The sequence below is a fragment of the Mycolicibacterium pulveris genome, assembly GCF_010725725.1.
Lineage (GTDB): Bacteria > Actinomycetota > Actinomycetes > Mycobacteriales > Mycobacteriaceae > Mycobacterium > Mycobacterium pulveris.
In genome coordinates this window covers 3,937,709-3,959,904 of record NZ_AP022599.1, presented here as the reverse complement: position 1 = coordinate 3,959,904, position 22,196 = coordinate 3,937,709, and the positions used below count along the sequence as shown (strand labels likewise).

General features: G+C 66.9%; 20 protein-coding genes and 1 pseudogene. 2 read left to right on the top strand and 19 right to left on the bottom strand.

Annotated elements, in window-relative coordinates; genetic code table 11:
* Positions 1–17: 17 nt before the first annotated feature.
* Positions 18–860 carry an SDR family NAD(P)-dependent oxidoreductase gene (locus G6N28_RS19200; protein WP_163903016.1) on the top strand — a complete coding sequence of 281 codons (843 nt, stop codon included), beginning with the start codon at positions 18–20 and terminating at the stop codon, positions 858–860.
* Here G6N28_RS19200 and G6N28_RS19195 read toward each other — a convergent pair.
* Genes G6N28_RS19195 through G6N28_RS19155 form a run of 9 tightly spaced genes read right to left on the bottom strand, consistent with a single transcriptional unit; the run spans position 854 to position 10,802 of the window.
* Positions 854–1,669 carry an SDR family NAD(P)-dependent oxidoreductase gene (locus G6N28_RS19195; protein ID WP_163903014.1) on the bottom strand — a complete coding sequence of 272 codons (816 nt, stop codon included), beginning with the start codon at positions 1,667–1,669 and terminating at the stop codon, positions 854–856. The two genes, G6N28_RS19200 and G6N28_RS19195, sit on opposite strands and share 7 nt — an antisense overlap.
* 16 nt (positions 1,670–1,685) lie before the next feature.
* Positions 1,686–4,118 carry a CaiB/BaiF CoA-transferase family protein gene (locus G6N28_RS19190; RefSeq protein ID WP_163903011.1) on the bottom strand — a complete coding sequence of 811 codons (2,433 nt, stop codon included), beginning with the start codon at positions 4,116–4,118 and terminating at the stop codon, positions 1,686–1,688.
* Positions 4,118–5,086: an enoyl-CoA hydratase/isomerase family protein gene (locus G6N28_RS19185; RefSeq protein ID WP_163903009.1), complete on the bottom strand. Its 969-nt coding sequence runs from the start codon at positions 5,084–5,086 to the stop codon at positions 4,118–4,120. The genes G6N28_RS19190 and G6N28_RS19185 overlap by 1 nt, the downstream gene beginning before the upstream one ends.
* A 10-nt stretch (positions 5,087–5,096) precedes the next feature.
* Entirely contained in the window at positions 5,097–6,257 is a 1,161-nt protein-coding gene (locus G6N28_RS19180) for a M24 family metallopeptidase (protein ID WP_163903007.1), read from the bottom strand.
* The gene (locus G6N28_RS19175; protein WP_179962220.1) at positions 6,258–7,433 is read right to left on the bottom strand and encodes a M24 family metallopeptidase; all 1,176 of its coding nucleotides are present in this window, start codon (positions 7,431–7,433) and stop codon (positions 6,258–6,260) included.
* 59 nt (positions 7,434–7,492) lie between these two features.
* On the bottom strand, positions 7,493–8,662 hold the full coding sequence (locus tag G6N28_RS19170) for an amidohydrolase family protein (protein WP_163903004.1): 1,170 nt from the start codon (positions 8,660–8,662) through the stop codon (positions 7,493–7,495).
* Between the two features lie 36 nt (positions 8,663–8,698).
* Entirely contained in the window at positions 8,699–9,940 is a 1,242-nt protein-coding gene (locus tag G6N28_RS19165; protein WP_163903002.1) for a cytochrome P450, read from the bottom strand.
* Between the two features lie 12 nt (positions 9,941–9,952).
* On the bottom strand, positions 9,953–10,147 hold the full coding sequence (locus tag G6N28_RS19160) for a ferredoxin (protein WP_163903000.1): 195 nt from the start codon (positions 10,145–10,147) through the stop codon (positions 9,953–9,955).
* A 1-nt stretch (position 10,148) separates the two neighbouring features.
* Entirely contained in the window at positions 10,149–10,802 is a 654-nt protein-coding gene (locus G6N28_RS19155) for a TetR/AcrR family transcriptional regulator (RefSeq protein ID WP_163906426.1), read from the bottom strand.
* Positions 10,803–10,979: 177 nt separating this feature from the next.
* Between G6N28_RS19155 and G6N28_RS19150 the strand changes: the two genes are divergently transcribed.
* Positions 10,980–11,705, top strand: coding sequence for an alpha/beta fold hydrolase (locus G6N28_RS19150; RefSeq protein WP_163902998.1), 726 nt, complete (start codon positions 10,980–10,982; stop codon positions 11,703–11,705).
* Here G6N28_RS19150 and G6N28_RS19145 read toward each other — a convergent pair.
* The 10 genes and pseudogenes from G6N28_RS19145 to G6N28_RS19100 form a co-directional block, all read right to left on the bottom strand.
* Complete coding sequence (locus G6N28_RS19145) at positions 11,702–12,523, bottom strand: SDR family NAD(P)-dependent oxidoreductase (protein ID WP_163902996.1); 822 nt, start codon at positions 12,521–12,523, stop codon at positions 11,702–11,704. The genes G6N28_RS19150 and G6N28_RS19145 overlap by 4 nt on opposite strands.
* 93 nt (positions 12,524–12,616) lie before the next feature.
* Positions 12,617–13,456 carry an alpha/beta fold hydrolase gene (locus G6N28_RS19140; RefSeq protein ID WP_163902994.1) on the bottom strand — a complete coding sequence of 280 codons (840 nt, stop codon included), beginning with the start codon at positions 13,454–13,456 and terminating at the stop codon, positions 12,617–12,619.
* 83 nt (positions 13,457–13,539) lie between these two features.
* Positions 13,540–13,773, bottom strand: a pseudogene (locus tag G6N28_RS19135) (NADPH-dependent FMN reductase); the annotation flags it as partial.
* An 8-nt stretch (positions 13,774–13,781) separates the two neighbouring features.
* On the bottom strand, positions 13,782–14,768 hold the full coding sequence (locus G6N28_RS19130) for a cyclase family protein (protein ID WP_163906424.1): 987 nt from the start codon (positions 14,766–14,768) through the stop codon (positions 13,782–13,784).
* Between the two features lie 25 nt (positions 14,769–14,793).
* Positions 14,794–15,612, bottom strand: coding sequence for a coniferyl-alcohol dehydrogenase (locus G6N28_RS19125; protein WP_163902990.1), 819 nt, complete (start codon positions 15,610–15,612; stop codon positions 14,794–14,796).
* Between the two features lie 3 nt (positions 15,613–15,615).
* A complete protein-coding gene (locus tag G6N28_RS19120; RefSeq protein WP_163902988.1) occupies positions 15,616–16,947 on the bottom strand; it encodes an LLM class flavin-dependent oxidoreductase in 1,332 nt (443 codons plus the stop codon).
* Positions 16,944–18,740: an FAD-binding protein gene (locus tag G6N28_RS19115; protein ID WP_163902986.1), complete on the bottom strand. Its 1,797-nt coding sequence runs from the start codon at positions 18,738–18,740 to the stop codon at positions 16,944–16,946. Before G6N28_RS19115 ends, G6N28_RS19120 begins: the two co-directional genes overlap by 4 nt.
* Entirely contained in the window at positions 18,733–19,677 is a 945-nt protein-coding gene (locus G6N28_RS19110; RefSeq protein ID WP_163902984.1) for a 3-carboxyethylcatechol 2,3-dioxygenase, read from the bottom strand. Before G6N28_RS19110 ends, G6N28_RS19115 begins: the two co-directional genes overlap by 8 nt.
* On the bottom strand, positions 19,601–21,286 hold the full coding sequence (locus G6N28_RS19105) for a bifunctional 3-(3-hydroxy-phenyl)propionate/3-hydroxycinnamic acid hydroxylase (protein ID WP_163902982.1): 1,686 nt from the start codon (positions 21,284–21,286) through the stop codon (positions 19,601–19,603). Before G6N28_RS19105 ends, G6N28_RS19110 begins: the two co-directional genes overlap by 77 nt.
* Complete coding sequence (locus tag G6N28_RS19100) at positions 21,283–22,152, bottom strand: alpha/beta fold hydrolase (RefSeq protein ID WP_163902980.1); 870 nt, start codon at positions 22,150–22,152, stop codon at positions 21,283–21,285. Before G6N28_RS19100 ends, G6N28_RS19105 begins: the two co-directional genes overlap by 4 nt.
* Positions 22,153–22,196: the final 44 nt, after the last annotated feature.

Sequence of the window (22,196 nt, the reverse complement as noted above, 5' to 3'; positions counted from 1 at the left end):
CCGCATAGGGTCGCGCCGTGGACAGTTACGAGGGACACGCCGCCGTCATCACCGGAGGCGCCAGCGGTATCGGTTTCGCCTGCGCACGAGAATTCGCCCGGCGCGGCGCCCGGCTCATGCTCGCCGACATCGACCAAAGCGCGTTGGACGAGGCGGTGGGGATTCTGCGCGGCGAGGGCGTCGACGCCCACGGCGTGCCCTGCGACGTGCGCAAGCTCGACGATGTCACCCGGCTGGCCGACGAGGCGTTCGGCGTGTTCGGCGACGTACACCTGGTGTTCAACAACGCCGGCATCGCCTATGCCGGCCCGATCGCGCAGACCAGCCACGACGATTGGCGTTTCGTCATCGACGTGGACCTGTGGGGCCCGATCCACGGGGTCGAGGCGTTTCTGCCACGCCTGATCGCGCAGGAAGCCGACAGCCACATCGCGTTCACGTCGTCGTTCGCCGGGCTGATCCCCAACGTCGGGCTGGGCCCGTACTGCGTCGCCAAATACGGTGTCGTCGCGCTCGCCGAGACCCTGTCCCGTGAGGTGCGCGCCGACGGCATCGGTGTGACCGTGCTGTGCCCGATGATCGTGGAGACCAACCTGCTGGCCAACACCGAACGCGTGCGCAGCGAGGATTACGGCCCGCCGACTCCGTCGCCGGCGTCGACCGTGGCGCAGTTGGCGTCGGCCCCCGACGACGACTCGGTGCTCAACGTCGACGATGTCGCCCGGCTCACCGCCGACGCGATACTGGCCAACCGGCTGTATGTGCTGCCGCACAAGGCATCACGGGAGTCGATCCGGCGCCGCTTCGCGCGCATCGACCGCACGTTCGAGGATCAGATCGCGCAGGGCTGGACTCACTGAGCCGGCGGTCCCAGCGTCGGCCTGCCGGTCCGGGGGTGGTGATACCAGCCGCCCGCGGCGTGGGTGCCGCCGTCGACGTGGATCGTCTGCCCGGTGATGTAGGAAGCCATCTGCGATGCGAGAAACACCGCAGCACCGGCGATCTCGTCGACGTGCCCGGGCCGGCCCATGGGAATACCCGGTGCGTGGTCGGCCTGCAACGTCCCCCCGGACATCTGCATCAGGCCCTCGGTCAGCGTCAGGTCCGGCGCGATCGCGTTGACCCGAATGTTGTGCGGCGACAATTCGAACGCCGCGGTCTGGGTGTAGTTGATGACGCCGGCCTTGGCGGCGGCGTAGGCGGCGTAGCCCGGCGCCGCGCGCACGCCCTCGATCGACGTCACGTTGATGATGCTGCCGGGCCGTCGCGCGTCGACCAGACGGCGCGCGATCCGCTGCGTACACAACAGGACGTGGCGCAGGTTGCTCTTGTACAGCGCATCCCAGCCGTTCTCCGTGGTGTCCAGCAGCGGGGAGTGGAACGTGCCGCCGGCGTTGTTGACGAGGATCGACACCTCGCCGAGTTCGTTCTCGGTGCGGGCCAGCGCGGCGTCGACCTGGTCGCTGTCGCGCACGTCGGTGACGACGCCGAGCGCGCCGGCGATGCTTTCGGCGGCGGCGGCGCACGTGTCGGGGTTGCGTTCCCAGAGCGCCACCGACGCCCCGAAGGCCGCGAGCCCTTCGGCGATGCCCCTGCCGATACCTTCTCCCCCGCCGGTCACCACGGCGACGCGCCCGGTGAGCAGGATGTCGGACGGATCGATGGCCACGTCTGAGGTTATCCCGTCACGCCTTGGCCTTGCTCGGGCCCATCGCCGGGGCGTCGCCAATGACGCCGCCGGCCTGCAGGTCGGCGATCTCCTGGTCGCTCAGCCCGAGTTCGGACAGCAGCTCGTGGTTGTGCTGTCCGAGCAGCGGGGCGGGTTGCACGTGGACCCGCTCGGGTCCACGCGACAGCTTGAACGGCAGGGTGCTGTGCGGGGTTCGGGCGTTGACCGGATGCCCGACGTCCTCGAAGAAGCCGCGGGCTGCCAGTTGGGGCAGTTCGGTCTGGCGATGCGGTTGCATCACCTTGGCCACCGGAACGCCGTGGCCCCAGAGGGTTTCGACGATGTCGTCGCCGGTGCGTTGGGAACACCACGCCGCGAGATGCTCGTCGATGGTGTCGTGGCGGGCACGACGGCCGGCCGCGGTGTCGAGGTCCTGGTGCGACGCCCATTCGGGGTGGCCGAGCGCTGCGCGGAGGCCGGCCCACTGCCGGTCGTCGGCCACCGCAACCGCGACCCAGCAGTCCTCGCGGCCGAACTCGTCGATCTCGTTGGTGCGGTAGAGGTTCTGCGGCGCGGCGGTCGGGCCGCGGTTGCCGTCGCGCTGCAGCAGGGCCCCGTACGCGGAGTACTCGATGACCTGTTCGGCCGCGACGTTGAGCGCGGCGTCGACCATCGCGGCCTCCACCAGCACGCCCTGCCCAGTGCGGCGACGGTGTTCCAGCGCCAGCGCCAGCGCGTTGAGCGCGTGGATGCCGGCGTTGGGGTCGCCCACCGAGTACGGCTCGTACGGGTTGCGGTCGGGGTATCCGGTCAGCCAGCTGATGCCCGACGCCGCTTCGATGACGTAGGCGAATGCCGGGTTGTCCCGCCACGGGCCGTCCAGCCCGAAGCCGGGCATGCGCAGCATTACGACGTCGGACCGAACGGCTTGCACCGCAGCGAAGTCCAGCCCGATCTGGTCGAGCACCCGGGGGGTGAAGTTCTCGACGATCACGTCCGCGGTGGCGATGAAGCGGTTGAGCAGCTCGCGCCCGGCGGTGCTCTGCAGATCGATCGTCACGCCCCGCTTGTTGGTGTTGAGCCCCGAGAAGATCGGCGACTTCTCCCACCACTGATCCTCGGTGACCGGGATTCCGGCGATCAGCCGGGTGCCGTCGGGTCGTCGGGTCGACTCGACGTGGATGACGTCGGCGCCCAACATCGCCAGCAGGTGGGTGCACGACGGGCCGGCCCAGAAGGTCGTCATGTCGAGCACGCGCAGCCCCTCGAACGGCAGTCTCGCCGAAATAGCATTGGGGGTCGCAAATTCGCCCTTCTCACGACCGTGGCTTCTCTCTCGCGAACGGTAGTACGCGGTGTGCTCGCCGAGACGGGGCGCGGCCGCGGGTGCGCGCAGCACGGCCGGCTGCATGCGATACGGCGGGCAGGGCTGGACAAAACCGTCGCGGGGGTTGGTCACGAACGAGCCGCGTTCGCGGAAATGGTCCAACTCGGCGGCGTTGGCACCGTTGGCCACCGGGGCGTTGGGGATTCGGAACGCAGTCGCCAGATCGCGGATGTCGTCGACGGTGTGGCTCTGCACCCACGTGTAGAGCTCGTCGGCCTTCTCGTTGGCCTGCTCGGTGATCGACAGCGGGGACTCCTCGTCGATCCAGTCGTCGTGGCCGGTCATCGCGCACAGGTCGAACCACTGCTGGGCGGTCCCGCAGCCGATGTCGATCAGCCCGTCTTTCGCGCGCGCGATCCCGGGCACCGTCAACCGCCTGGCGTCGCGCCACGGTCGGCCCAGCATCTCGTAGTAGGACACCGGGTAGTAAGTGAGGCCGAGGATCTGGGTTTCCAGCATCGACACGTCGACGAGTTCGGCGCCGCCCCGCATGCGGGACGCCAGCGTCGCCGCACTCGCGTACGCCCCGGCGAGATACTCGCCGACCTGTCCGCCGACGAAGACCGGGGCGCGGTCAGCGGAGCCGCGGCCCAGCCCGACAATGCCTCCCGACCACGCCTGCAGGGTGAATTCCGTTGCGGGACGGTCGCTCCATGGGCCGTGCAGCCCAAACGGGGTGATCGAGGTGACGGTCAGATGCGGATGCGACGACCGGATGGCGGCCGGGGTGCACAGCACGTGTTCGGCCACCGACGAGCCCCGCGACCACACCACCGCGTCGGCCTCGGAAAGCAACCCGTTCAGGAAGTCGATACCGGTGTCCGGGTCGGCGACCACGCTGTGCTTGCCGCCGGCGAGGAAGCTGAACAGCGCACCGTCCTCACCCGGTGGGATCACCGCGCCGGACGCGGACCATCTGCGCAGCCAATCACCTTCGGCGGGTTCGACTTTGATCACCTGGGCGCCGCCGTCGGCCAGCAGCTTGGTGCAGTAGGCACCGGCGATGCCGGTGGAGAGGTCGACGACGACGTATCCGTTCAGCGGCGGGTCGGGTGCTGCCACTAGTCCTTCTTCTTGCGGTTGGACTTGCTCAGCCGGAACTCGGGCGGGAACCTCATGTCGTTGTCGTTGACCGCGTCGGCCAGCCCGCTGTCGATGGCTTCGTACATGTCCAGGTCGTCGGTGTCGTCGTTGGCCACGCCGCTGCCCATCGACTCGAAGAAGGCCGACAGCAGGCTACCCATGTATTCACCCTGGTACTGCTTGAACACCTCGAAGAAGATCTTCTGTTGAAACACGGTGTCCACCGGCCGGTTTCGGGCGCATGCCCGCGCGTACTTGTCGACCTCGGCCTCGAGCTGGTCTCGTGACACCACCTTGTTGAGGAAGTTGCACTCATACATCTCCTCGGCGGTGAACGGCCTTCCGGTGAACACCATCTCCTGGAACTTGCGCAGCCCCATCATCTGCACCCAGGTCCACATCCGCGGACCCCAGCCGTAGTACCGGAACGACGGGTGGCCGAACAGGGCGTCGTCAGAGGAGATCACCAGATCCGCGTCGGCGCACTGGTAGAAGTGCCAGCCGTAGCAGTAGCCCTTGGCCTCGACGATGCTGATCTTCTTGAGCTCCTGCAGCGGGCGGTTGCCCGCCTGCACATTGGCATACCAGGCGCTGATCGTCGCCCCGTGCCGGAACGAACCCTTGGGCGGATAGGTGACCTCGCCGACGCCCTCGTCCTCGAGGCGCAATTCGGCCAGCCTCAGGTCGGTGTTGTCGTTGCCCTCCATGAACTCCGGAAGGTCAGCGCCGCTGCCGAGGTTGTCGCCGACACCGCGGATCACCACCACCTTGACGTCGTTGTCGACCGTGGCGGCCCGCAACAGGTCCGCGTACCGCAGCCGCGCCCCGGATGTCGGCGCGTTCAGGAATTCCGGCCGGTTGAACGTGATGGTGGCGATCTTGGTCTTCGGGTCCTTGCTGTAGAGGATCAGCTCCTCGGGCTTGGGCCGATTCCCGTTCTCAGACATGTATATCCCTTCAGCCGATACCAACGCCGGCGTTCTTGCCCGTGCTGTCGGCCCGAGCGCCGATCGCCGTAGGGCTGCTGGTCAGTACCTCTGGCCCGTCGGCGGTGATATGCACCGCGTCGCGTCCGAACACCGCGCCCACCCCGTTCTCCCACACATAGCTGGTGACCGCGAGCACCATTCCAGGTTCGAGGATCTCGCGTGCGCAGGTAGCTTTCAGCTGCGGGGTCACCACCGGCGGGTCGAATCCCAGACCGAGGCCGTGGGCGACCTGCATCACCGGCAGCTGCTCACCAGCCGCCTCATAGACCGCCAGCAGATCACCGGCCGGCGAGCCTGGCCGGCAGGCCGCGATCAATCGGTCCCGCAAAGCGTGCCAGCGGTCGAAGAGCGCCGCCGACCCGTCGACCTCGCCGACCGGCCAGGTGCGTCCCACCTCACCGACGTAACCGTCGGCCAAGACCCCCGCCGAAAACGCCACCAGGTCACCGCTTTCGATCTCGCCACCGCTGCGGGCCCGGCGCCACGGATGGTCCTTGCTCGTCGCCCACGCCCCGTCCTGGGTGGCCGGTGTGGTCACCCCGCCCGCGGCCATGGCCTCGAACAACGCCCCGGTCAAGGACCGCTCGCTGACCCCGGCCCTCAGCTCGGAACGTGCGGTGTCGAGGGCCTTCTCGGCCACCGACAGCGCACCGCGTAGCACCGCGATCTCGTCGGGGGTCTTGATCCGGCGCGCCGCCCGCAGCGCGGGCTCGGCGTCGACGAGCTCGGCGTTGGGGAAAGCCATCGGCAGCAGCTGAGCGAATGTCGGTGTCAGCGCGTCGGTCCCGACCCGTTTGACGGTGTCGGCACCGGGCAGCCCTTTGAGCACCTCGATGAGCGTCATCGGGTTCCACGCCAGCCCGTAGAGGTTCTCGTGGGGGATCTCATCCGGGATGCCTTCATCCCAGGTGCTGTTGAGATAGATCTCCCCCGACCTGAGAACCTCACAGATCGGTCCGAACGGCCGGGTGCCCGCGACCCAGAGCTGCGGGGCGCCGGTCACATACCGCACGTTGGCCTGGCGGCCCAACACCAGGATGTCGATGTCGTGGGCTTCCATCTGGGTCAATGCCCGCTCGCGGCGACCGCGGCGCAAATCGGCTGCGTCGGGCAGGATCTCGAGTGCCATTTAGTTCCGTCCGTAGGGCGCGTAGGGATAGTCGGTGAGGGATTGGTAGCCGTCCTCGGTGATCACCACGATCTCCTCGCTTCGATAACCGCCGGTACCGTCCTCCCAGACCACCGGTTCGAGCACCAGCAGCATGCCCGCGGGGTAGACGAAGCTGTCGTCGTGTTCCTGGCCGAGATCGGTTCCGATCATGGGCATCTCGGCGGCGTTGGTGCCGATTCCGTGGCCGAGATAGAAGTGCGGCAGCCAGGGCTTGGTTCCCCCGTTGGCCGCGATCGCCGCACGCGCGAGGTCGCCGTTGGTCGCACCGGCCTTGGTGACCGCCAGCACCGCGGACAGGATTTCCTGCCATTTCTCGAACTGGGCGTGCTGGCGATCGGACGGTTCGTCGCCGACCAGCCAGGTGCGGCCGAAGTCGGAGCAGTAACCCTGGTAGGTGATGCTGACATCGGTCCACAGCACGTCGCCGCGTTCGAGTTTGCGTTCGGTGGTCAACAGCGGCAAGGCGAGATCCCCGTGGGTGGTCCAGACTGAACCACTGGTTTTCGTCGTGGGCATCACCTGCCAGATGGCCTCGAGCATGCTGGCGGTGGCGCCCAGTTCGAAGGCGCGACGCGCGAACTCCGCCGAGAGGTCGATCTGCCTGACGCCCGGGGCGAGCGCCTTCTGCACGTCGACCATGGCTTCTTCGGTGATGCGGCAGGCGTTGCGGACACACGAGATCTGGTCGGGCGTCTTGACCAGCTTGGCCGGGCCCACCACCTGCGCGGCGTCCGACGGCGGGCCGGACGGAAACAGGGTCTTGGACGCGCGGCGCATCGCGCCGGTCATTTCGTCGACGGCGACCGTGCTGCCCGCGGGCACCAGTTCGGCCAGCACCTTGGCGAACTGCTGTACACCCTCGTCGAATTCGAGGTAAAGCGCGGGGTGCACGTGGTCGTCGGGCACCTCGCATGGCGACGACGACCCCTCACGCAGCGGCATGAACAGGTGCGGGTGCGGGTCGTCGGCGAGCACGATCGCCACCGGCCGCTCCACATGGGACAGGCCCGCGTCGAGCAGCGGCCAGCTGACCCCGGTCGCGTAGACGACATTGCCGTTGCCGATCAGAACCAGTGCGTCGACGCCCTTTTCGCGCATCGAGTCGCGCAACCTGGCCCCGCACTCGCGGTACATCCTGGCGCGGTCCGGAAACTCCGGGATGTCGATCAGCGTGGACTGTGATGCGAAGGTGGTCACGCGATCCCCAGGAAGTTCTTGATGTTGGTGCTGACGATCTTGACGGCGTCCTCTGGGCCGACCGCATCGACGACGGTCTGCAGCGATTTCTCCGAGTAGCCGAAGGTGGATTCGTTGTGCGGGTAGTCCGAGGACCACATCACGTTGTCCACGCCGATTTTGTCGATGAGCCGCAGGCCGAGCGGGTCGACCATGAACGACGCGCTCATGTGGTTGTCCCAGTAGTGCCGAATCGGGTGGCTGAGTTCGTGGTTGAACATGTGCCGGTAGGAGGCGAGCATGTGCTCGGCGTCCTGCAGAGCCGTGGGCACCCAGGCGATTCCACCCTCGAACCAGCCGATCTTGAGCTTGGGGTGGCGGTCGAGGATACCGGAGAAGAGGTACTTGGCGAACTGTTCGCGGAACGAGTCCACGTTGACCATCATCCCGACCACGACGCTGTTGTGCTGGCAGGGCGTCTTCGGCGGTGTCTCACCGATGTGGTGGCTGACCGGCAACCCGGCATCCTCGATCTCGTCCCAGACCGCGTCCATGTCGGTGCTGCCGTAGTCGTAGATGTTGCCGTCGTCGTCCTTGCCGGGGTTCAACGGCAACAGGAAGGTCTTCAGGCCCAACGACTTCAGCTGTTCCAGCGTGCTCCTGGTGCCCTTGGGGTCCCACCAGTTGATCAGCCCGACACCGTAGAAGTGCCCCTTGCTGCGTTCCTGCAGATCGGCGATGTGCTCGTTGTAGATGCGGAATACGCGCTCACGCAACGCCTTGTCGGGGTAGTGGAACAGCGCCAGCACGGCGTTCGGGAAGGCCAACTCCTTGTCGATGCCGTCTTCTTTGAGCTCGCGGACGCGGGCCTCGATGTTGTTGCTCGTGGCGCCGGCCAGGTCGTCGTACTGCATCAGTACCCGGCCGAAATCACCACCGGTCCAGGCCTTTCCCTTCATCCCCACCATGTACGCGCCGTCCTCGTACCAGATCCGGGGTGCGGCGCCCTTGAGCTCCTCGGGGAAACGCTCGTAGAAGATGTCGTCGGCCACCGAGATGTGATTGTCGGCCGAGAAGATCTCGGTGCCCTTCGGGAGTCCGGTCACGCCTCCCTCTCGGGCGTGACCCTTGCGGTGCTTGGGCGCACCGAAACCTTCGGGCGGGTAGAGAGCTGTGGGTGCTGACATCGTTGACACTCCAATCGGGCTGAGAGATGGACCTGACTACCAGGCCACCGGAAGTTCGTAGACGCCGTAGGCGAGGCGATCGTGTTTGAACGGCACCTCCTCGATCGGCACGGCGAGGCGCAGCGTCGGGATGCGACGCAGCAGGGTGTGGAACACGATCTGCAGTTCGGCGCGGGCCAACTGCTGGCCGACGCACTGATGCCGACCGTAACCGAAGCCCAGCTGCTGGCCCGCGTCACGGCTGAGGTCGAGCCTGTCGGGTTCGGGGTAGACGGCGGCATCCCAGTTCGCCGGGGCGAGATCGAGGATGATGCCCTCACCGGCCCGGATGGTCTCGCCGGCGATCTCGATGTCCTCGATCGCGACGCGGCGCTGCCCGTTCTGGATGATCGACAGGTAACGCATCAGTTCCTCGACCGCGTTGGCGATGAACTTCGGGTCGTCGGAATCCCTCAGCGCCGCAGCCTGTTCGGGGTTCTCCAGCAGCGCCAGCACGCCGATGCCGATCATATTGGCGGTGGTCTCGTGCCCGGCGATCAACAACCCGGTGCCCAGCTGCGCGGCCTCCTTGACGCTGATCTCGCCGGCGTTGACCCGCTCGGCGAGGTCGGACACCGCGTCCTCGGCCGGGTTCTCCATCTTCTTCCTGATCAGGTCGATCAAATACCCCGCGAGGCTCATCGCGCCCTTCTGGCCCTGTTCGGCGGTGGCATAGCGGGCCAGCCCGACGTTGGCGTGGTGCTGGAAGAACTCGTGGTCTTCGTATGGCACACCGAGCATCTCGCTGATGACACGCGTCGGCACCGGCAACGCCAGCTTGGCGACGATGTCGGCGGGTTGCACACCGCCCAGGATGTTGTCGATGCACTCGTCGGTCACCTCCTGGATCGCCGGGCGCAGCCCCTCGACCCGCTTGAAGGTGAACGGCTTGGACAGCATCCGGCGGAACCGGGTGTGCTCCTCGGCGTCGGAGGTGAACACCGACCGGGGCCGCTTGTATACCGTCGAGAGCATGTGCTCGTTCCAGTGCGGGAAGCCGTCGCGGCGGTCGTCGACGCTGACCCGTGAGTCGGCGAACAACTCGCGCGCCACCGCGTGACCGGTGACCAGCCAGGGAGTGGTGCCATTCCAGATCCGAACGCGGGACAACGGCCTGGATTCGTTCATCTTGAGCATCTGAGGCGGCGGGGCGAACGGGCACCGCGCGTCTCGCTCCATCGGGTACTCGGGGATGTCGGCTGCCGTTTCGGCCGCGCCTGTGGTCAACGTGTCGGACATAAGCCTCTCTCGTCACTCCTCGATTCGGATCGCTAGTGCAGGACAGGCGGCCGCGGCCTTGCGGACGCTCTCGGCGTGACCGCCAACGGGATTGGCGTCAAGCAGCACGACGACGCCGTCTTCGTCACGCTGGTCGAAGACGTCGGCGGCGTTGAGCACGCACTGCCCGGAGGACACACACTTGTCTTGGTCGACGACGATCTTCATGTCAGACCCGCCCGGTGATGGGCGCACGCCACAGCCCGACGATCGCGTCGATCAGGCCCGACGCCACCGAGCTCCAATTCGTCCGCGACATGTCGGCACCCTCGGCGAACGCCCGCTCGAAGTCCGCGCAGGTGTGCATCATCAGGTTGCGCACCATGATGTTTCGTTCGGTGACCACGGCCATCGGCAGGTTGGGCAGGCATCGGGTGATGCCGTCGACCACCCGCTGCAGCGCAGGCGATGCGAGCGCGTCCTTCACGACGATCTTCTGGTAGGCCGGGTCGGCCAGGGCCTGCGCCGCGAACCGCGCGTACCACGTGGGATTGCCCAGCTGGTCGAGGTGCTCGGTGAGCGAGCACACCAGGCAGGCGATCCAGTCGCGCAGCTCGGTGGAGTCCGCGGTCTCGGCGACCATCCGCTCGAGCAGCTGCTCGATCGACACGCGGTGTTTCTGCTCGATCGCCCGCACCAGGTCGAGCTTGGTGCCGAAGTGGTAGCCGACCGCGGCGTTGTTGCCCTGCCCGGCGGCCTCGCTGACCTGGCGGTTCGACACGGCGTACACACCGTGCTCGGCGAACAGCCGTTCGGCCGCGGCCAGGATCGCCTCGCGCGTGCCGCTGGCGCGTTCGGCGCGAACACTGCGGGCTGTGGTCACGGTCACCAAGTCAACCCCGACGCCGTCGTTAAGTCAAGCGATTGATTTAAATGCCTGCGGATCGCGCCGCGACTGTGCCGTTTCGTACCCGACGCACCGGTTGATGCGTATGAATGCGCACAATGGCGACGGCTGCGCTGTGCGAGACCCAGGGCGAGCGCTTAGAGTGCGGTTCTCGTGGTGGTATCCCGCTTCACCGACAACGGCGACGTCCGCCTGCACTTTCTTGACTCGGGTGGTGACGACGGGGCCGCACCGATCGTGTTCGTGCCCGGAATGACCTGCGTCGCCGAGGATTACGCCGAGGTGCTGCCGCTCTTCGGCCGCCGGACCGTGGTCGCTGAGCTTCGCGGTCACGGCCGCAGCGACGCGCCGGCCGACGGGTACGACCTGGCCGCGTTGAGCTCCGATGTGGGGGCGGTGGTCGATGCGGTGACGCGCGGGCCCGTACACCTGATGACGTTCTCGCGGGGCACGTCGTACGGGGTGGACTGGGCATTGCGCAATTCCGCGCGGGTCCGCTCGCTTGCGATCGGTGACTACATCCCCGAGGAACGACTGCTGCCGGATGGCGCGCCACGTCGCCTGCTCGACGGACGTTGGCGCGGAACTCCTGTTCGGGAGCGCCTCGACTGCCAGGCCGCGATGAGGACGTTTCGGTCCGCCCGTGCGCGCTCGTTCTGGAAAGAGCTTGCCCGGCTGCATGTTCCGCTGCTGGCGGTGCGCAGCGGTGAACGCTTTCTGGTCACCGACGCGCAGTGGGCCCGCTATCGGCGAGAGTTCCCGGACGCACGGCTCGTCGAGTTCGATGACTCGCCGCATGACATCTTCCGGCCGGATCGCGCCAGGTTCCCGCGGCTGGTTCGAGAGCACACCGACCGTGCCGATGCTCGGCTCGGCTAGTTCGGTTTTTCGGATTTCGGTTTGCGCACGATGGCTTTCCCCGCGACGGTGCCGCCGTCGATCGGGAGCACGGTCCCGGTGACGTAGCGCGATCGGTCCGTGGCGAAGTAGAGTGCCGCTTCGGCGACGTCCTCTATCGTGCCTTCACGCTTGAGCGGGCGGTCGTTGCGCATCTGCTCGCGGATCGCGGCCTCGAACTGCTCGAGCTTCTGCAGGTCCTCCCCTGTGGCCGACTTGCGCACGATCGCGGTGCGGATGTTTCCCGGCGCGATGGCGTTGACACGGATTTCGTAGTGGGCCAACTCGATTGCCGCGGATTTGGTGAACTGGATGACGGCGGCTTTGGACGCCCGGTAAGTCATGACACCGCCGCCGGCCTGGATACCGCCGATCGAGGTCAGGTTGATGATCGATCCGCCGCCGTGCTGCGACATGTGCCGGGCGGCGTCGCGGGTGCCCGCCATGACGGCGCGCACGTTGATCCTCATCACGTGGTCGAAGTCGGCCAGGTCATCGTCGAGGAAGCGACGGTGCATGGTGCCCGACACGCCCGCGTTGTTGACCATCACGTGCAGGCCGCCGAATCGGTCGATGGCCGTCGACACCAGGGCGCTGACCTGCTCGATGTCGGCGACGTCGGCCTCGACGAAGTGTGCGTCGGCCCCGAGGTCGGCGGCCAGGGCGGCGCCGGCCTCGCGGTCGATGTCGCCGATCAGGACCTTGGCACCCTCGGCGACGAAGCGGCGGGCCAAGCCCTCGCCGAGGCCCGACGCGCCGCCGGTGACGACCGCGACCTTGCCCTGCAGCTCACCCGTCATGACCCTCCTCGTTGTGTTCCGCCCAAAGGGACATTTCGCACACAAAGTGCGAGGAATCTCGCCAAAACATCGATCTCGGCGCCAACGTCAGAGTCATCCGGACGCGACCTTGTGCTCGGCCAAGAACTCCAGCAGCAGCTCGTTGACGATGTCGGCCTGTTCGATCTGTGGGCAGTGTCCCGCATCGGCCACGACGGCCGAGCGGGCACCGCGGATCTGGCCGGCGATCTCGGCGGCCCAGCCGGGCGGTAGCAGCTTGTCACCGCCGCCCTCCACCACCAGCGTCGGCACCGCGATGCGGTCGTACGCACGCCTGCTCGACGGCAGCGGCGGCGGCTCCAGGCCGGGGCGCCGAAACCTTGCCGCCGCCAACGCCTCCCAGGCCCCCGGCGCGATGCTGGACTGGTAGCGCCGCTGCACATAGGCCTCGTCGGCGGGATAGGCCGGGCTGTAAAAGAGCGCACCGACGATGCGGCGCATCCCCTCCAGCGTGGCGTCGTAGTCGTATAGCGCCGCGGAGAACTCGTTGGGTTGGATCTCGCCGCCGCCGCAGATCGTCACCATGCTGCGCACCGGCAGTCGCGGCGAGTCCGAGGTGGTGTCGACGAACAGGTTGACCGCGCCCATCGAATTGCCGACGAAGTGCGCGGAGTCGACACCCATCTCCGCGCAGAACCTCGCGATGTGACGGATCCGCATGCCGCGGCCGTCGTTGAAGTCGATGACCTTGGCCGTTCCGCCGAAGCCGAGCATGTCGGGCGCCAGCACGCGGTGGTGTCGGGCCAACGCGGCGATGTTGCGTTCCCAGCCCAATTCCGCGCTGACCCCGAACTCCCCGCCGTGCAGCAAGATCACCGGATCACCCTGCCCGGCTTCGAGATAGCTGGTCAGCAGCCCGTCGACAAGTACGGTCTTGCGCTCGAAGGCCGTCACGCGGTCTCCCACGTAGCGCGGGCGAACGCGATAAGCTGAGTCGCGAGCATGTCGAGCTGGCTCCGCACCCCGGAATCGGCCAACTCCCCGTCGCGCAGCGCGCCGACCAGTTCGCGCGCAGCGGGTGTGCGTTCCAGCTCATGCGGGGCGTACATCGGCAGGTTGAGGTCTTCACCGAAGAACAGCCTGGTCCGCCCGCCCTGGCGCGCCACCGCGCCCAGACAGTAGCGAAGGGCTCGTTCGGTCGAGGAGTTGGCCCTCAGCGTTCCACCGAGGCCCACGACGAACGGTGCCCCGCCGGTTGCAGTTACGGTCATCACCTCACCTACTTGATCGCGATCGGACTGACAGGTGCGCCGACCGCACCCACCACCTTCAATGGCGGTGCGATCAGCTGGAATTCGTAGACACCGTCAGCGGCGCAGTCGGCGGCGAGGCCGGTGAGGTCCCAGTACTCGCCGAGCATCAGGCCCATGTCGCGCAGGCACAGCATGTGCATCGGCAGGAATGTGCCCTCCACACCGTTGGCCGGGTCGGGGTCCTCCACCATGAGGTTGTCGGCCGCGACGGCGGCCACCTCGTGGTCGTGCAGCCACGACGCGCACGTCCAGTGCAGACCCGAGCCCGGTTCTCCGCCGTCGCCGGTGGACAGAAACCGCGTCCACCACCCGGTGTGCACGACGACGATGTCGCCGCGCTTGATCTGAACCCCTTGCTTGGCCGCGATGTCGTCGAGTTCAGCAGGGGTGATGGGGTTTCCGGGTTCACAGAACACCTCGGCACCGCGGTGCGCCACCACGTCGAGCAACACACCGCGCGAGGTGATGCCTTTGACGTCGACCTTGTCGATGCCGCAGTGGAAGGCACCGAAGCTGGTCACCGAGTCCGCCGGGAAGCCGTTGTAGAGCTTGTCCTCGTAGTAGACGTGGGACAGGGCGTCCCACTGGGTGCCTGCCTGCAGCGGCATCACGATCATGTCGTCGTTGAAACGGAACGGGTTGTCGGCGAAGTATGCGCTGAGCTCGCGAGCGACGGAGTTGCGCAGCCATTGGGGCGCGTACTGGCACAGGGTGTTCGCATCGCCGCCATCGACGGTCATCACATGAATAGGGTTGTGCCGGAACTTGAAAGCACCCTGAGGACCCGAGGAGCCGAAGTCACCACCGAGGGAGATGACCTTGCCCTGCTTGACCGTGGCGGCCGCTTCGGCGACTTTTTCGGGCGTGATGAAGTTCAGCGTGCCCAGCTCGTCGTCGTCGCCCCATCGTCCCCAGTTGCGGACGTCGTCGGCGACGCGCCGAAAGTCCTTCATGGTGGCCATTACTCGTCCCTCGTGCTCATCGTCGCGGTACCGACCCGGCGAGGTCGGTTTCGCCGATTGTGCCACCATCCACCCAGATCACCTGACCGGTGATGTAGCCGGCGGCGCGGCTGTTCAAGAAAACCAGCACGCTGGCCTGTTCGTCCGGTGTGGCGGTGCGGCCCAGCGGGGTCCGGAAGGAATCCAGGAACTCCTGGCCGTAGGCGCTGCGTAGCTGGTCGAGGATCGGCGTGTCGGTCACGCCGGGCGCCGTGCAGTTGATCCGGATTCCCTTGGCCCCCAGCGCGGTGACGTTGGCCATCCCGTAGAGGATGATCGCCTCCTTGGACAACCGGTAGCCGCCGCCGTCGGCAAGCGCGTCGGGATGGCCCTTGCACCACTCGATTCCGTCAGCAACCGTGCCGGTGGCGACCAGCCCGGCGGTGACGTCGGCGTTCTCCCGGTAGCCCGACGCGGCAAGCGACGACACGTTCGCAATCGCCGACCCGGGCGGCATCGCCGGTACCAACGCCTCGGTGAACTGGCGGGTGCCGAGAAAGTTGATCCGGACCACCCGCAGCGGGTCACCGATGCCCGACGACACCCCGGCGACGTTGAACAGTGCGTCGACCCGGCCACCGATCGACGCGACCGCAGCGTCGATCGAGGCCGGATCGGACAGGTCGAGCTCCACGAACTCACCGGATCGCACTGCGGGCGGGCGGATATCGAGTCCGATCACCTCGCCGCCGAGTTCGGCGACCTGGCGGGCGACCTGCTCACCGATGCCCGACGAGCAGCCGGTGACCACGACTCGGCGGCCATCGTAGCGCCACAAGTCGTCAATCGCGGCCATGGATCAGCTTTGATCGGCAGCCGGGTTGCGGCTGGCCCACCCTTCTCCCGACTTGAGTTTCTTGGCCGCTTCCTCGATGCCCTCGGTCATCTCGTCCATCGCCAGCGCGACTTCGTTGGCCGTGTAGTTCTGGCGGCCGGTGGGCAGCCCGCCGAACGCGTAGCTCTCGTCGAACACCGGCGCTGTGGACTCGGGCCGCCGGGCCTCCGCCTTCTCGAAGACGGGCTCAAGACGTTTGGCCTTCTCCGCACGGGCCTTTTCGTCCCGCTCGATGAACTCGGGCAGCACCTCCTTGCCCATCAGCTCGATGGACTCCATCGTCTCCTCGTGCCGGCGCGGGGTCAGCAGCAGGATGAGTTCGTCGACCCCGCTCTCCTCGTAGCCGCGTAGGAACTCGCGCACGGTGGCAGGGCTGCCGATGGGTCCGCGGCCGGGGCCGTAGACGATGCTCGGGTCCTTCTCGATCTCCTCGAGGTGGCGCTTCCAGACACCGGTGCGGCCCGGCGTGTGCATACCGGTCATGTAGTAGTGCATGATGCCGAACGCGAAGAATCCGCCGCCCTTGCCGAGCCGCTCGATGGCCTGCTCATCGGTCGGGGCCACCATCATCGACAGATCGCCGCCGATGGCAAGGATGTTCGGGTTCATCTGCGGGGTCACCGGTACGGCGTTCTCCTCGAACTCCTTGTAATATCCGGCGACCCGCTCGGCCAGCGGTCCGGGGCCGGTGTAGGCGAAGCTCAGCGCGCCGAGGCCTTTCTGCGCCGCCATCGCGACCGACGCGGGCCGGGTGCAGGCCACCCATACCGGCGGGTGCGGCTTCTGCCGCGGCTTGGGCACCACGTTGCGCGCCGGCATCTGGACGTGCTGACCCTCGAATCCGGTAAACGGCTCCTCGATCATGCAGCGGATCGACACCTCAAGCGCCTCTTCCCACATGGCGCGCTTGTCGGCGGGATCGATGCCGAATCCACCCAGTTCGCCGACCGACGAGGACTCGCCGGTGCCGAACTCCACGCGGCCGTTCGAGACGAGGTCGAGGGTGGCGACGCGCTCGGCGACGCGGGCCGGGTGGTTGACGACCGGAGGCAGGTGCATGATGCCGAAGCCGAGCCGGATGTTCTTGGTGCGCTGGCTCGCCGCCGACAGGAAGATCTCCGGCGCGGTGGAGTGGCAGTACTCCTCGAGGAAGTGATGCTCGGTGAGCCACACGGTCGAAAAGCCGGCCTTGTCGGCAAGCTCGACCTCGTCGAGGCCGTCTTGGAAAAGCTGGTATTCGTCGTCGTCACTCCACGGCCGCGGCAGCGGGAATTCGTAGAACAGCGAGATCTTCATTTGGTTACCTTTCGATCTTTGTCGACGGTCGAATCGGTCTTGGCTCCTGGCGGGATGCCGGTGCCGGTCGATGAGTTGGCGATGTGTTTGGCCGCCACGTAGCCGAATGTCATTGCGGGCCCGATGGTCGCACCCGCCCCGGCGTAGCTGCGGCCCATCACCGCCGCCGACGTGTTACCCACCGCGTAGAGGTTCTTCACGACGCTGTCGTCACCGCGCAGCACCCTGGCGTGCTCGTCGGTGCGCAAACCGCCGGACGTCCCGAGGTCACCGAGGATGATCTGGAACGCGTAGTAGGGCGGTTTACCCAACGGGTGCAGGTTCGGGTTGGGCAGCGTCGGGTCACCGTAGTAGTTGTCGTAGGCGGAATCACCGCGGTTGAAGTCGTCGTCGTGGCCGTTGCGGGCCAGCTCGTTGAACCGTTCCGCGGTCTCGCGCAGCTGTGCCCTCGGGACACCGATCTTGTCTGCCAGTTCTTCCCAACTGGCGCCTTCGTGTACGACGCCGGACTCCAACCACGCCTTGGGTACCTTCCACCCGGTGGGCACCGGCGCGAACGGAATCTTCGGTATCGGCAAATGGCCTGCGACGACATAGCGGTGAAACGAGCGGATGTCGGTGATCAGCCAGCACGGGATGTGGGTGATCCCGGACTCTTGGCCTTCGATCATCGCGTGTGCGAAATCCATGTACGGCGCTGCCTCGTTGATGAACCGCTTGCCGGCGCCGTTGACCACGAACTGCGACGGCATCATCCGTTCGTTGAGCATGAACTGCAACCGGCCGTCCGGCCAGCAGATGGCGGGGAACCACCATGCCTCGTCGAGCAGTTCGGTGGCCGCACCCACCTTCTCCCCTGCCCGGATCCCATCGCCCATGTTGGCCGGATTGCCGAAGCTCCAGTCTTTCCCCTCGCCGGAGAGTTCGCGGACGCGGTCAAGCGCCGGCAAATGCTGTCGTCGCCAATGCATGTCGTGGTCGAAGCCGCCGGCGGCCAGGATCACGCCGCGTCGTGCACCGATCCGCTGCGCGCGGCCGTCACGTTCGATCACCGCACCCGTCACGGCGCCGTCGGCGTCGGTGATCAGTTCGGTCATGGGTGCGTTGAGCCACAGCGGGATGTCCTGCTGCTTGAGGGCCAGCCGCATGCGGGCGGCGAGTGACTGCCCGATCGCGGCCATCCGATCTCCGAACACCCGTGCCCGGAACATCCGCCAGATCAGTTTCACCAGCACGGCCTTGCCCCGCCAGTTCTGGCGCACCTGATAGAACAGTCGAAGGTCCTTGGGCGCGAACCAGATTCCTTTCGGCGCCAGCGCCAGGGGTTGCAGCAGGTTCTGCTCTTCGTCACCGAGCTTACGCAGGTCGATGGCGGGCACGTTGATGGTGCTGCCCAGCGCGGAGCCGCCTGGGAGTTCCGGGTAGTAGTCGGCGTAGCCGGGTTTCCAGACGAATTCGAACCAGGGGCTGAGCTTTTCGAGGAACTCCATCATCTCCGGCGCGGAGTGCACGTACTGGCGCAGTCGCTCGTCGCTGACCAGGCCGCCGGTGATCTGCCGCAGGTATTGCACGACACCGTCCGGATCCGGGTGATAGCCCTCCTTGCGTTGCGACGGTGCCCCCGGCACCCAGATTCCGCCGCCCGACAACGCGGTGGAGCCACCGTAGTGCGCTGACTTCTCCACCACCAACGTGTCGAGGCCGAACGCGTCGGCGGCCAACGCGGCGGTCATCCCGCCGCCGCCAGACCCGACGACAAGCACGTCGACCGAGTGGTCGAACAGATCAGGCATCGGGCACCGCCGTCCTGACCGCGAAGCCGGCGATCAACTCGGGTGCCGCACGGTAGAACCGATGCCCGGTCCGGTAGGGACCGTGCGCGGACAGCGCTGCGAAAGCCGCTACCCAGGTGCGGATTTCGTGTGCGGAGTGACCGGCTTGCTTTTCGATCCAGTCGTTTGACCAACCGTCCACCTCGGCGAGCCGGTTGGCGTCGATCAGCTCGAGAAACGCGGCGTCCCAGTCGGGATTGAGCGGCTGCAACGGGCTGTCACCGTGAGCGAATGTCTGGGCCGCGTCCATCACCGCGACCTGGCGGGCGTGGCGCTGCTCGGCGGTCATCGGCGCACCGTGCACGATGCGTTCCAGCGCCGCGGGCGGTGCGCTCGCCAACGTGGGAACCGGCGGATCATGGGAAAGGCCACCGGATCCGACGACCAACACCCGCTTACCCAGGGTCGCGAGGTACGTGCCCATCGCGGCGCCCAGCGCGCGGACGCGTCGCAGCGGCCCCAGCGGGGTGGCGACCGAGTTGATGAAGATGGGGATCACCGGGCGCGCCGTCGCCTCGCCGAAAAGTTTCTGCAACGGCTGTACCGTGCCGTGATCGACGTCCATGCTCGCGGAGATCGCGATGTCGATGCCGGACTCGAGAACCGCTCGGGCACAGTCGTTGGCGATATCGGCGGGTACGTCGAGCGGGCCGGCGTGGGTGCCATAGTCGCCCACCCCCTGTGCGGCGGTGCCGATGCAGAAGGGCGGCATCGTCCGGTAGAAGAACCCGTTGTAGTGATCGGGCGAGAAGATGACGACCAGTTCCGGATCGTAGTCCGTGACGAACTGTCGCGCGTCTGCCAGTGCGGATTCGACCTCATCAAGGAGATCCCGCGACGGTCCCGGAAGATTCAGCAGCGGGCTGTGCGACATACAGCACAGAGCCAGTGTTGTCATGCGAACCTGAACCTCCTTCCGGTGTCAGGCGTAAGACCTCGAAGAGCGAACTGCTGGTCTCGGCCGCACGTTGGGCGATGCAAGCGGCCGCGATGCAACGGTCAGGGCGCAGGAACAGCACCGCGTCGGTGTAGGTGTCAAACCACCCTTTCAGTGCGCCGGTCTTGTCGCCGACCACCACCACATCGGCATCGTCGTGACCCGGCCAGTACAGCTGGGTCATCGGGCGCGCTTCGATGAACTTGGCGCCCAGCGCTTTCCAACGGCCGAAGGCGTTGTCGCCGAGCACGGCACGCAGGTTGTTGCTCCAGCACAGCACCGCGAAGCCCGGGCCGATCACGTCGTCGAGCAGCACGTTCTGCTGGTCGCGGGTGTCGACACGGGGTTGGATGAACAGGGTGCCCGTCGGGGAGTTCTCCGCTTGGTTGGGGTCGTGGAACACCGCGCCCTGTTGGTACCGCGGCATCGGCTTGAACCTCATCTCGAGCACGTAGCGCTTGAGCGCGGGCAGCACCGACGCCGCGTGGATGAGGCGATCGCGCAGGCCTGCCACCCGCCGGTTCGTCGGCGAGATCACCCGACCCACCATGGTGGACAGGTCGATCATCGCCCTGGCGTGTTTGCGGCGCTCGACATCGTAGGTGTCGAGAAGCCCGTCGTCGGCCTGCCCGGTCACCACCGCGGCCAGCTTCCATCCGAGGTTGGCCGCGTCGCGGATGCCACTGTTGTAGCCCTGCCCCTGCCACACCGGCATGAGGTGCGCCGCGTCCCCGGCCAGCAGCAGACGCCCCTTGCGGAACGACCCCGCGATGCGCGAGTGGTGTGTGTACACCCGGTGCCGAATGATGTCGACCCGGTCCGGGTACGGAACCCGTTGTGCCAGCATGCGTCTGACGAAAGCTGGATCGTCGGCCTGCTCGTCGGTCTCGTCGGGGTGGATCATGAACTCGAAACGCCGGATGCCGTGCGCGATGGAGATCGAGACGTAGGGCCGGGCCGGGTCGGCGCCGACCTCGCTGTTCGGGTGACCGAGCGGGTCGTTGGCGACGTCCACGACCAGCCAACGGGTCGAGGACGTGGTGCCGTCGAACGACACACTCATCAGGTGGCGTGTCGCGCTGCGGCCGCCGTCGCACCCGACCACGTAGCGGGCGTGCACGTCGTCCTGCCCGCCCGCGAACTTCACCGTGACCCCGTCGTCGGTCTCCACACAGGTCTGCATCTGATGCCCGAATCGCACATCTACGTGATCGAAACGCGCCAGCCCGCCGAACAATTCGGCGTCGACCATCGGTTGCACGAAGCCGTTGCGTTTGGGCCACCCGAACCGGGCATCGGGCGGGGCCATCTCGGCCAGCAGCCGCCGGTTGGTATCGAAGAACCGCAGGATCTGGTTCGGCACGGTGTGGGGCAGCACCCGGTCGACCAGCCCGATCGACTGGAAGGTGCGAAGCGCCTCGTCGTCCAGGCCAACACCGCGGGGATAGTCGATGAGCGTGTCGCGCTCCTCGACGACGAGCGTTCGAACGCCCTGCAGCCCAAGGATGTTGGCGAGCGTCAAGCCCGAGGGGCCGGCGCCGACGATCACGACATCCACCTGTTCGGTCATCCCTGTCGCCCCAGAAGGAAGTCGAGGTGCAGGCGGTTGAAGGCCTTGGGGTCCTCGTATTGCGGCCAGTGTCCGCAGCCGGGTATCAGCTCGAACCGCGCGCCGGGAATCATCGAGGCGATGCGCCGCCCCTCGTCGACGTCGGCCGTCGGATCGTCACTTGTCCACACCACCATCGTCGGCGCGGTGATCGACCCGTACTCTTGGGGCCCGAGCAGGTTGCGGGCACGGATTTCCGGATCCTGCAGCGCCATGATGTCTTTCATCGCCGCGGCGAAGCCCGGTTGCCGGTACACGCGCTGCCGGCTCGCGACGATGTCGTCGTAATCCTTGGTCTTGTCGGCCATCAACCACTTGATGCGGGCCTGCACGGTCTCCCAGGTCGGGTTCTCCGCGGCCGCCATCGACAACGTGATGATGCGCTTCATCACCTCGGGATCGGCTTGCGAACCGCCCGCGGTGTTGAGCACCAACTTGTCGACACGCTCGGGGTGGTCGACCGCCGCCCTGGCGGCCACCCACCCGCCGAGTGACTCACCGCTGATGTGGGCCCGCTCGACGCCGAGCGCGTCCAGCACCGCGATCAGATGGTTCACATAGTGGTGGACCTCGAGCGGATGCCCGGGCTTGTCGGTGTACCCGTGGCCGAGCATGTCGATCGACCACGTCGAGAAGTGCTCGGCGTGCGCCTCGAGGTTGCGGACATAGGCCTCGGCATGGCCACCGGAGCCGTGCAGGAACATCACCGCGGGCTTGCCGGGGTCGCCCGCGTGCAGATAGCGGGTGCGCACTCCCCCGGCGTCGAGGTAGCCCTGCGAGAACGGGACGCCCTGAAGATCGCTCCAGATGCTCTCGAACTCCGACACGCGTGGCCCTCTCTCCGGGAAAGTCGAATTCTCGTAATTTGTAA